At 69.6% G+C, this 10,110-nt stretch carries 10 protein-coding genes; 5 read left to right on the plus strand and 5 right to left on the minus strand.

Translation table 11 applies throughout. From position 1 onward, the window contains the following. Window positions 1-25: 25 nt before the first annotated feature. Window positions 26-877 (plus strand): DUF1775 domain-containing protein, encoded by an 852-nt coding sequence (locus Ate02nite_RS42675; RefSeq protein ID WP_203813665.1) that lies wholly within the window; start codon window positions 26-28, stop codon window positions 875-877. Between the two features lie 155 nt (window positions 878-1,032). Here Ate02nite_RS42675 and Ate02nite_RS42680 read toward each other — a convergent pair whose 3' ends face one another. Beyond that, window positions 1,033-1,971 (minus strand): exopolyphosphatase, encoded by a 939-nt coding sequence (locus Ate02nite_RS42680; RefSeq protein WP_203813666.1) that lies wholly within the window; start codon window positions 1,969-1,971, stop codon window positions 1,033-1,035. A 145-nt stretch (window positions 1,972-2,116) separates the two neighbouring features. Here Ate02nite_RS42680 and zwf point away from each other — a divergent pair, with 145 nt between their 5' ends. After that, window positions 2,117-3,610 (plus strand): glucose-6-phosphate dehydrogenase, encoded by a 1,494-nt coding sequence (gene zwf, locus Ate02nite_RS42685; RefSeq protein ID WP_203813667.1) that lies wholly within the window; start codon window positions 2,117-2,119, stop codon window positions 3,608-3,610. 39 nt (window positions 3,611-3,649) lie between these two features. Here the strand turns inward: zwf and Ate02nite_RS42690 are convergent, their stop codons facing one another. From Ate02nite_RS42690 to Ate02nite_RS42705, 4 genes are read right to left on the minus strand one after another with little or no spacing between them, the layout of a single operon-like run. Continuing rightward, window positions 3,650-4,699 carry an amidoligase family protein gene (locus Ate02nite_RS42690; RefSeq protein ID WP_203813668.1) on the minus strand — a complete coding sequence of 350 codons (1,050 nt, stop codon included), beginning with the start codon at window positions 4,697-4,699 and terminating at the stop codon, window positions 3,650-3,652. Beyond that, window positions 4,696-5,529: a hypothetical protein gene (locus tag Ate02nite_RS42695; RefSeq protein WP_203813669.1), complete on the minus strand. Its 834-nt coding sequence runs from the start codon at window positions 5,527-5,529 to the stop codon at window positions 4,696-4,698. The genes Ate02nite_RS42690 and Ate02nite_RS42695 overlap by 4 nt, the downstream gene beginning before the upstream one ends. Further along, on the minus strand, window positions 5,526-6,086 hold the full coding sequence (locus Ate02nite_RS42700) for a SigE family RNA polymerase sigma factor (RefSeq protein ID WP_239148119.1): 561 nt from the start codon (window positions 6,084-6,086) through the stop codon (window positions 5,526-5,528). Before Ate02nite_RS42700 ends, Ate02nite_RS42695 begins: the two co-directional genes overlap by 4 nt. 12 nt (window positions 6,087-6,098) lie before the next feature. Further along, on the minus strand, window positions 6,099-6,575 hold the full coding sequence (locus Ate02nite_RS42705) for a peroxiredoxin (RefSeq protein WP_275422999.1): 477 nt from the start codon (window positions 6,573-6,575) through the stop codon (window positions 6,099-6,101). A 101-nt stretch (window positions 6,576-6,676) separates the two neighbouring features. Here Ate02nite_RS42705 and Ate02nite_RS42710 point away from each other — a divergent pair, with 101 nt between their 5' ends. The 3 genes from Ate02nite_RS42710 to Ate02nite_RS42720 are packed head-to-tail and all read left to right on the plus strand — an operon-like array spanning window position 6,677 to window position 10,031. After that, window positions 6,677-8,086 (plus strand): basic amino acid/polyamine antiporter, encoded by a 1,410-nt coding sequence (locus tag Ate02nite_RS42710; protein WP_203813670.1) that lies wholly within the window; start codon window positions 6,677-6,679, stop codon window positions 8,084-8,086. Between the two features lie 15 nt (window positions 8,087-8,101). Further along, on the plus strand, window positions 8,102-9,331 hold the full coding sequence (locus Ate02nite_RS42715) for an arginine deiminase (RefSeq protein WP_203813671.1): 1,230 nt from the start codon (window positions 8,102-8,104) through the stop codon (window positions 9,329-9,331). Window positions 9,332-9,335: 4 nt separating this feature from the next. Next, window positions 9,336-10,031, plus strand: a complete 696-nt coding sequence (locus Ate02nite_RS42720) for a MarC family protein (protein ID WP_203813672.1) — start codon at window positions 9,336-9,338, stop codon at window positions 10,029-10,031. Window positions 10,032-10,110 lie beyond the last annotated feature (79 nt).

The following is a 10,110-nucleotide window of genomic DNA, read 5'->3' on the forward strand; positions in this document are numbered from 1 at the left end:
AGCGACGGGATCCGAACTACCCCTCGTGAGGCACTTCCTGATGGCCCGCCGAGCGGGCGTTCCCGCGGCAGTCGCGGTAGCCGGCGTACTTATCGCCGCACCCGCGTTCGCCGACGTGACGGTCTCCCCCACCACCGCCGTACAGGGCAGTGGGGAGAACTTGACCTTCCACGTCATCAACACGGGCACCGCGCCGCTGGGCACGATCAGCCTGCGGATCCCGGACGATACGCCGGTGGCCGAGGTCTACCCGCTGTCGGTCGACGACTGGGCTCCGAAGATCGAGATGAAGCCCCTCGCGACGCCGCTCGCCACCATCCACGGTGGCACCCCGGCGACCGAGAGTGCCAAGTCGATCACCTGGCTGGCCATGCCCGGGCACCAGCTCGCTCCGGGCACGGCGACCGACCTGTCGATCGCCATCGGGCCGCTGCCCACGCTGAGCACGATGCAGTTCACGCTCGCTACGACGTACACGGATGGGAAGCCCGGCCCGTCGCTGCCGGCGCAGATCTCCCTGACGCCGGCGGCCGCAGGCCAGACGGCGACGCACGCGCACGGCGGGACCGCGACCGACGGCACCGGCACCGCCGCGGATCCGGAGGAGGCCGCGTTCGCGGCGGCCGTGGCCGACGCGACCCGCGGGCCGTCGATCCTGTCGATCGGTGGCTGGGTGATCGCCGGACTGGCCCTGCTGGGCGGCGCGATCTACTTCATCCGCAACCGGCACCGGGCCGAGGACGACGAGCCGGAGGACGAGGACGACTCGCCCGCCAAGGCCGAGAAGGTCGCCGAGCCGGACTGGTCCGGCAAGGGCAGTGACGCCGAGAAGACCGAGGAACCGGTCGCGGCCGGCAAGTGGAGCCTGCGCTCCTGACAGAAGACTCCCGCGCTGGTGGACGCGGGATTGTGTCGTGATGATGCGCGTGGGGCGCGGAACACGACCGGCGGGTGGGGCCAATTGGGCATGGCCCGCGACCTGCGGACGGCGGGGTGGAGGGAGTTCGGTCCTTCCGCCCCGCCGCACTATTTCTAGACCGAGACCGTCCTCGGGGTCTTGAGCGCCTCGACGATCTCGCCCTGCACCCGGTCGGACTCGTCGTGCGGGACCTGGCAGGTGCCGGCAGCCAGGTGACCGCCGCCGCCGTAGCGCAGCATCACCTCGCCGATGTCCACCGGTGAGGTGCGGTCGAGGATCGACTTGCCGCAGGCGAAGACGGTGTTGAGCTTGGCCCGGCCCCAGATCACGTGCACCGACACCCGGGACTCCGGGAACAGCGCGTAGACCATGAACCGGTTGCCGGCGTGGATGACCTCCTCGTCGCGCAGGTCGACCACGACCACGTCGCCCTCGAGGTGGCTCACCCGCTTCAGCTGCTCGACGAACAGGTCGTACTGGCTGCGGAACAGGTCGGCCCGCTCGGCCACGTCGGGCAGCGCCAGGATCTCGTCGACGTGCGGTATCTCCAGGCAGGCGTCGATCAGCTGCATCATCAGCTGGTAGTTGGAGATCCGGAAGTCGCGGAACCGGCCCAGCCCGGTGCGGCTGTCCATCAGGAAGTTCAGCAGCGTCCAGCCCTCCGGGTGCAGGACGTCGTCCAGCGAGTACTGCGCCGAGTCGGCCTGGTCGACCGCCTGCATCAGGTCGTCGGAGATCTTCGGGAAGCGCGCCTTGCCGCCGAAGTGCTCGAAGATCACCCGGGCGGCCGAGGGCGCGTCGGGGTCGATCACGTGGTTCTCGAGGTTGCCCTCGTTCCGCATGGTCTCCGAGTGGTGGTGGTCGAACACCATGTAGGCGCCCGGGGCGTACGGCAGGTTGGTCAGGATGTCGTTCTGGGTGACTTCGACCTCGCCGTCCTGAACGTCCTTCGGATGCACGAATTTGATCTCGTCGATCATGTCCAGGTGGCGCAGCAGCACGGCACAGACCAAGCCGTCGAAATCGCTCCGGGTCACGAGCCGGTACTTCACGAGGCCTCCTCGATGCGGCTTTCCCCTAGTTTGCCACTTTTGTCGCGGTGGGCCTGCTCGCATCGAGAGATGGATCTGAACTAGGGGCATGGACACTGCGTAAGGTTTCCTCGGACGGTCGAAACGGTCGGAGGACTCGAAGACGATGGACAACGCCCCCCAGCTCATTCAGGAGCGCAGCGCACCACCAGCCACTCTGGTGATCTTCGGCGCGTCGGGTGACCTGACCCGCCGTAAGCTGCTGCCCGCCGTGGAGAGCCTGGCCCGGCACAACCGGCTGCCCGGCCAGTTCGCCCTGGTCGGGGTCGCGCGCACGCCGATGGCCGACGAGCAGTTCGCGGCCTCCGCGCTCGGCGGCCGCAACCTCAACGACAAAACCCAGCTCAACGGCGGCATCCGGTACGTCTCCGGCGGTTACGACGACCCCGAGACGTACAAGCGGCTGGCCGAGACGCTCGACCAGCTGGACGCCGAACGCGGCACCTCCGGCAACCGGATCTTCTACCTCTCCACGCCCGCCGAGGCGTTCGAGCCGGTCATCAACGGCCTGGCCGGGGCCGGGCTCAACCACGCCCGGGAGGGCTCCTTCTCCCGCCTGGTGATCGAGAAGCCGTACGGGCGGGACCTGGCCACCGCGCACGAGCTGGACGGCATCGTGCACGCCGCCTTCGACGAGCCCAGCGTCTTCCGGATCGACCACTACCTGGGCAAGGACACCGTGCAGAACGTCCTCGCCCTGCGCTTCGCCAACTCGATCTTCCAGCCGATCTGGGACCGCTCCTGGGTCGACCACGTGCAGATCACGGTGGCCGAGACGCTCGGCGTCGGCACCCGCGGCGGTTTCTACGAGCACGCCGGCGCGATGCGCGACATCGTGCAGAACCACGTGCTGCAGGTCCTCGCGCTGGCCCTGATGGAGCCGCCCGCCTCGTTCGACGCCGAAGGGCTGCGCAACGAGAAGGTGAAGCTGCTGCAGGCCATCCGGCTGCCCACCAACCGGGACATCGCCGACCTGGCGGTGCGCGGTCAGTACACCCGCGGTGGCACCCGGGCCGACCTGATGGCCGGTTACCGCGAAGAGGTGGGCGTCGACCCGCTGTCGCGCACCGAGACCTACGCGGCGATGCGGCTCAACGTCGACAACTGGCGCTGGGCCGGGGTGCCGTTCTACGTGCGCACCGGTAAGCGCCTGCCGGCCCGGGTCACCGAGGTGGCCCTGACCTTCCAGCGCCCGCCGCACCTGCCGATCCCGCAGGACCAGCTGACCGGCCTGGAGGCGGACGCGCTGATCCTGCGCATCCAGCCGAACGAGGGCATCTCGCTGCGCTTCGGCGCGAAGGTCCCCGGTCACTCGTTCCGGGTACGCACGGCGAGCATGGACTTCTCCTACGAGCAGACGTTCCCCGAGGAGTCCCCCGAGGCCTACGAGCGCTTGCTGCTGGACGCCCTGCTGGGCGACCCGACCCTGTTCATCCGCGCCGACGAGGTCCAGCAGTGCTGGCGCATCGTCGACCCGATCATCGAACACTGGGCCGACGACCAGTCCCCGATCCCGACGTACGAGGCGGCCTCCTGGGGCCCGACCGACGCCGAGCGCCTGATCGGCCGAAGCGGCCGCCACTGGCGCAACTCGATGTGATTTTTTGGTCCCGCCGGCCCCGTGGCCGGCGGGACCGGGTCACCGCTGGGCGAGGCTTTCGGCGGCGATTTCCATCAGGCCGGAGACGCCCCCGGCGGGGGCTGCCGGGAACGGCTCCGGGTCCAGGCAGCGGTCGAGCAGCAGCTCGACCAGCGCGGCGCGATTGACGATCTCGTCGGCGGTGATCGCGCCGGGCAGAATGCGGATTTCGAGGGTGTCCCGGAGCGGCTTGTCCTTGAACAGCTGCGTCAGGTTGACGTCGAAATACTTGGTCAGCTCGCCCGCGTCGGCCGCCTTGCGCAGGCCCTCGAACGTCGGGTCCTCGGCCGCGGCCACCAGCTGATCGGGGAGCGGGGCCAGGCGGCGGCAGGCCGGGTTGGTCTGCAGCAGCTCGCGCAGCGGCTCGCGCCAGTGCGCGAACAGCCGCACCACGTTGGCCAGCGCGCGCGGATCGTGGAACGGGGCGCCGTCGAGGTGCAGGTGCACGGCTGCTTCGTTCGGCACCGTGAAGCCGAGGTCGCGGGCCGGTTCGAGCAGCTCTTCGAGGGCGGCGTGGTGGTCGCTCTCCAGCGGCGGGGTGACGATCTCGCAGGGGCGCTCGCGTTCGGCGCCGTGCGGTGCGGCCAGCGCGATGGTGGAGCCGGTCGGGTCGTCCAGGCGGAGCACGTCGGCGACCTGCTCGGTCTCGGTGCCCCACAGCGCGGCGACCGGGTCGAGCACCGCGCTCAGCGGCGCGCCGGGGTCGCAGCGCGCGGCCAGCAGCGAGAGCAGGCGCTGGTCGTCGCTGAGAATGCGGTACCAACCGGGCGGCGGCGCGGTGCGCGGTTCCAGGCCGTCCCGCAGCGTGATGTCGTCGACAAGCGTGCACATCGGCGAGCCGTCGGCCCTGGTCACCGCGAAGCCCTGGGTCAGATGCAGGAACCGCCCCAGGCCCGGGACCAGGGACGGCTCGCTGTCTTGATGCCAGATCGGCCGGATCCGTCCGCCATGGCGGCCGGCCAGGTCGTAGGCAAGGCTGCGCCGGCTGCGGCCCCGGGGGGCCATCAGCTCGATCTCGAATCCGATCCGCCGGCGCAGCGTGGGGGTCACGGCTGGATCGGCAGCGTCTGACCGGCGAGGATGCGCTTTCCGCCCTCGATCTTGGCCTGGTAAGCGGTCTTCAGGTGCCAGGTCTTGGCCAGCTTGACCGCGTCGTCGACGTCGTAGCCCTTGTTGAAGAAGGCCTCGACCCGCTTGTTCTCCAGGGCCGCCTTCACCCCGGCCGGGGTGGGCTTGACCGGCAGTTTCTCTCCGGCGAGCAGCTTCTTGCCGGCCGCGTACTTCGCGTCCGACGGGTCGCTGAGGTGCCAGAGCTTGGCCAGCTTGACCGCTTCGTCCCAGGTGTAGCCGGCGCCGAAGAACGCGGCGAGCTGCGCCTCGGCGGCCGGGTCGACCGACACGGTCGGCTCGGGGTCGTTCGGCGTCGCCGGGAACGGCAGCGCCTCCCCGGCCAGCAGCCGCAGACCGGCGGCGGCCTTGATGTTGCCGACGTTGTTGGCCGGCACGTTCCACAACTCGGCGATGCGCAGGGCGTCGTCGTAGTCGTAGCCGGCGGCGAAGTAGGCCGCCCAGCCCCGCTCCAGGTCGGCCGGGCTCAGCGACGGGACCGTCGACGGCGCGGCGGACGTGGGGACGGCACCGGCCGGGTAGCTGACGGTCGACGTGTTACGGGCGTTACCGGGAAGCAGGTTGGGCAGGGTTACCACCCCGGCCACCGCGACGGCGGCCAGCGCCGCGCCACCGGCAACCTGGAAGCTCCGACGGCGGCGCTTGTATTTACCGGACAGCTCCACGACCCGGGCGTAGACCGCCGAAGGATCGGGAGTGTCGTTCTCATGGGTCTCGAAGGCCTCGCGCAGCTGATCTGCGTGCTCGGTCACGACTTCTCCTCGGCATGGATCCGTTCCTGGCGCTCCGACGACAGTCGGAGCGTCTTGAGCGCCCTCGAGGCATGGCTGCGCACCGTGGCGGGGGCGCAACCGAGCACGTCCGCGATGGCCTCGTCCTCCATCTGCTCGTAGTAGCGCAGGACGAGAACGGCCCGTTGCTTGCGGCCCAGCGTCGACAACCGGGACCACAGCGCATCGGCCTCGACGACACCGTCGGCGTGGTCGCGACTCCCACCACGGGCGTCGTCGAGATCGATGAGGCGCTCCCCCACGGCGTGCACGTTCCGGAACTGCCAGCTGCGCCGCCACGACAGGTACTCATTGAGCACCATGCGTCGCACGTACGCCTCGGGCACATCCGACTCGCTGATCCGCCGCCACCGGACCTGCGCCCGGGCCAGCACCTCCTGGACTACGTCCTGAGCGAGATCACGGTCGCCGGTGAGGACGACCGCGTACCGCAGGAGACTGGGGAGCCGGGCCATCGCGAATTCCTCGAAGGTCACACCCTCAGAGACGCGCGGCGGCTTCCGGTTGTGCAGTGGCATCCACGAATTTTTTCACTCGGCCGCGGGCTTGCGGGCGGCAAGTGTCTCCAAGGCCTTCGCGGCGTGCTCCTGCATGTTGGTCTCCGAGTGGATGACCTCGAGAACGGTGCGGTCGGTATCGATGACGAACGTGATCCGCTTGGTGCTCAGCGGCCCCAGCGGCAGCTTGCGCTTCACGCCGAGCGCCGCCGCGACCGAGCTGTCCGGGTCGCTGAGCAGCGGGTAGTCGAAGCCGTTGAGCTCGGACCACTGCTTCTGCTTGGCCGGCTTGTCCCGGCTGATGCCGACCCGCTGGGCGCCCGCCTCGCGGAACTCGGCGGCCAGGTCACGGAAGGAGCAGGCCTCGGCGGTGCAGCCGGAGCTCATCGCGGCCGGGTAGAAGAACAGCACGACCGGGCCGCCGGCGAGCAGTTCGGTGAGGCGGCGGGGGGTGCCGTCCTGGTCGGGAAGCTCGAAGTCGTCGACCTTGTCACCCTGGTTGATTGCCATGGCAAACAACCTACCCGCCGCCTACCTGTGAGTAACAGGGCTGCCTGGTCACCCCGGCGGGATGAGCCGGGCCACATCCGCCAACCGCGAGTCTGTTTTCCATGGCGAAGACCGACACCGCCCTCGAGGTACGCACACCGCAGAGCCTGACCTTCATGACCATGACGGCGATGGTCGTCGGGTCGATGGTCGGCGCCGGGGTGTTCTCGCTGCCCCGGCGGTTCGCGCAGGAGACCGGGGTGATCGGTGCGCTGATCGCCTGGGTGGTGGCCGGCGCCGGGATGCTGATGCTCGCCTTCGTCTTCCAGATGCTCGCCGTCCGCCGCCCCGACCTCGACGCCGGCGTGTACGCGTACGCCAAGGCCGGCTTCGGTGAGTACCTCGGCTTCTTCTCCGCGTTCGGCTACTGGGCCAGCGCCTGCGTGGGCAACGTGACCTACTGGGTGCTGATCATGAGCACGATCGGCGCGATCGCTCCCGCTCTCGGCGAGGGCGACACGCTGCTCTCGATCGCCCTGTCCACGGTCGGCATCTGGGTGTTCTTCTACCTGGTCCAGCGGGGTATCAAGGACGCGGCGGTGATCAACCGGATCGTCACGGTCGCGAAGCTCGTACCCATCGTGGTCTTTGTCTTCCTTGCTCTTTTCGCCCTTGACCCTCAGGTGTTCGCCGACAACCTGACCGGCACCGGGGACTACGGCTCGCTGTTCGACCAGGTCCGCGGCACCATGCTGGTCACCGTCTTCGTCTTCCTCGGCGTCGAGGGGGCCAGCGTGTACTCCCGGCACGCGCAACGGCGCGAGGACGTCGGCCGGGCCACCGTGCTGGGTTTCCTCAGCGTCTTCGCGGTCTTCGCCTCGGTCACCATCGTCTCGTACGGGGTGCTGCCCTACGCCGAGATCGCCCAGTTGCGCCAGCCGTCGATGGGCGGCGTGCTCGAGGCCGCGTACGGGACCTGGGGCAACGTGTTCGTCAGCATCGGGCTGATCGTGTCGGTGCTTGGCGCGTACCTGGCCTGGACGCTGATGGCGGCCGAGGTGCTGTACGTGGCGGCCCAGGACCGGGACATGCCGCGCTTCCTGGGCACCACCCGGCGCGGCGACGTGCCGTACGCGTCGCTGCTGCTCACCACGATCCTGATCCAGGTCGTGCTGGTGGTCACCTATTTCTCGGCCGACGCGTTCAACTTCGCGCTCGACCTGACCAGCGCGCTCAGCCTGATCCCGTTCCTGCTCGCGGCCCTGTACGCCGCCAAGATCACTCGCGGCCGTTCCCTCGTGGTGCCGGCGCTGGCCACCGCGTACACCCTCTTCCTGCTCTTTGCGGCCGGGCCGAAATTCCTCCTTGTCTCCTTCATCGTCTACGCCCCGGCGACGGTGTTGTTCGTGATGGCCCGGCGTGAGCAGGGCCGACGGCTGTTCTCCCCGCGCGAGGCGGTGATCCTCGCCGTCTCGGTGGCCGGCGCGCTCGCCGGCATCGTCGCGCTGGCCGCGGGTTGGATCTCTATCTAGAAGGACGGTGCCCCAATGCCCCAGCACGGCGTCTACTCCGAGGTCGGCACGCTCCGCAAGGTGCTCGTCTGCGCGCCCGGCCTGGCCCATCGCCGACTGACCCCGACCAACGCCGACGACCTGCTCTTCGACGACGTGATGTGGGTGGAGAGCGCCCAGCGCGACCACGCCGACTTCGTCAACAAGCTGCGCGAACGCGGCGTCGAGGTGGTCGAGCTGCACGACCTGCTGGCCCAGACCCTGGCGGTGCCGGGGGCGCGGGAATGGCTGCTGACCCGGAAGATCACGCCGAACGAGGTGGGGTGGGGGCTTGTCGACGACACCCTGGACTTCCTGTCCTCGCTGGGCGACCGGCCGCTCGCCGAGTTCCTGATCGGCGGGCTGGCCACCTCCGACGTGCCCTTCCGGTCGAACTACGTGTCCCTCGCCCGGGAGTCGACCGGCGCCCGTGAATATCTGATGCCGCCGCTGCCCAACACCCTTTACACCCGGGACACCACCTGCTGGCTGTACGGCGGACTCACACTCAATCCGCTGTACTGGCCGGCCCGGCACGACGAGACGCTGCTGATGAAGGCGATCTACCAGTTCCACCCCGACTTCACCGGGGCGACGGTCTGGTGGGGCGACCCGGAACTGCCCTGGGGTCAGGCCACCTTCGAGGGTGGCGACGTGATGCCGGTCGGCAACGGCGTGGTGCTCGTCGGGATGAGCGAACGTACCTCCCGGCAAGCCATCACCCAGGTCGCGTCGGCGCTGTTCGCGGCCGGGGCGGCCGAGCAGGTGGTGGTCGCCGGCATGCCGAAACTGCGGGCCGCCATGCACCTGGACACCGTGTTCACCTTCGCCGACCTCGACGTGGTCACCCTCTACCCCGGGATCGTCGACGGCATCCATTCGTTCACGCTGCGCCCCGGCTCGTCTTCCGGCCTCGACGTCACCGATGAGGGCTCGCGGCCGTTCGTCGACGTGGTCGCCTCCTCGCTGGGGCTGTCCTCGCTGCGGGTCATCGAAACCGGTGGCGACGTGTACGCCTCCGAACGGCAGCAGTGGGACAGCGGCAACAACGCGGTCGCGCTCGAACCCGGGGTGGTCTTCACCTACGACCGCAACACCAAGACCAACACACTGCTGCGCAAGGCCGGCATGGAGGTCATCACGATCGTCGGGGCCGAACTGGGCCGGGGCCGGGGCGGTGGGCACTGCATGACCTGCCCGCTCATCCGGGACGCAGTGAAGTTCTAGAACCATGTCCATCACGTACGAGGCGCTGGCCCTGTTCCTGGCGCTGGTCGGCCTGTACAGCCCGGTGGCCGCGCTGTCGTCGTACCTGCCGGTGGTCCGGCCGTTCGGCCACGCCGAGCAGGTGCGGCTGGCGGCCGGGCTGACGCTGAACGTGGCGATCTTCGTCCTGGCCGCGATCTGGGTCGGGGATCCGCTGCTGGAGTTGCTCGGGATCAGTCCCGCGGCGCTTACCGCCACCGGGGGTATCGCCCTGATTCTGGCCGCGGTGCCGATGATGCGCGGCAGCCAGCCGGAACCCTCACCGGCCGTCGAACCGCCGCCAACCGCCGGGCCGCCGCCGGCCTCCGGACGAGAGCCGCCCGCGAGCGTCGCGGTCACGGCGCCGCCGGCCCGGAAGGTGCTGTTCACGCCGCTCACGTTCCCGCTGACGGTCGGCGGGGCGACCTTCGCGATCGGGGCGGCGACGTCGGCCGACGTCGGCGACAACAGCGGGCGGTTGCTGCTGTCGATCGCGGCCGTCGCTTACGGCGTGGTGACCGGCCTGACGGTGTACGCGGCCGGGCACGTCGAACGCCGCATCTCGCCGGCCGCGAGCCAGTTCCTCGACCGGCTGGCCGGAATCCTGCTCACCTGCATAGCCGTGATCCTGCTGGCAAACGGCTTCACCGACCTGGTCCTAGCCCGAGCCGGCCATGGCTGACCCGCCGGAGGCGACCAGCCCCAACGTTGGCCCGCCTAACGTTGGCCCGCCTAACGTTGGCCCGCCTAACGTTAGTGAG

It is taken from the genome of Paractinoplanes tereljensis (genome assembly GCF_016862435.1).
GTDB classification, from domain to species: domain Bacteria; phylum Actinomycetota; class Actinomycetes; order Mycobacteriales; family Micromonosporaceae; genus Actinoplanes; species Actinoplanes tereljensis.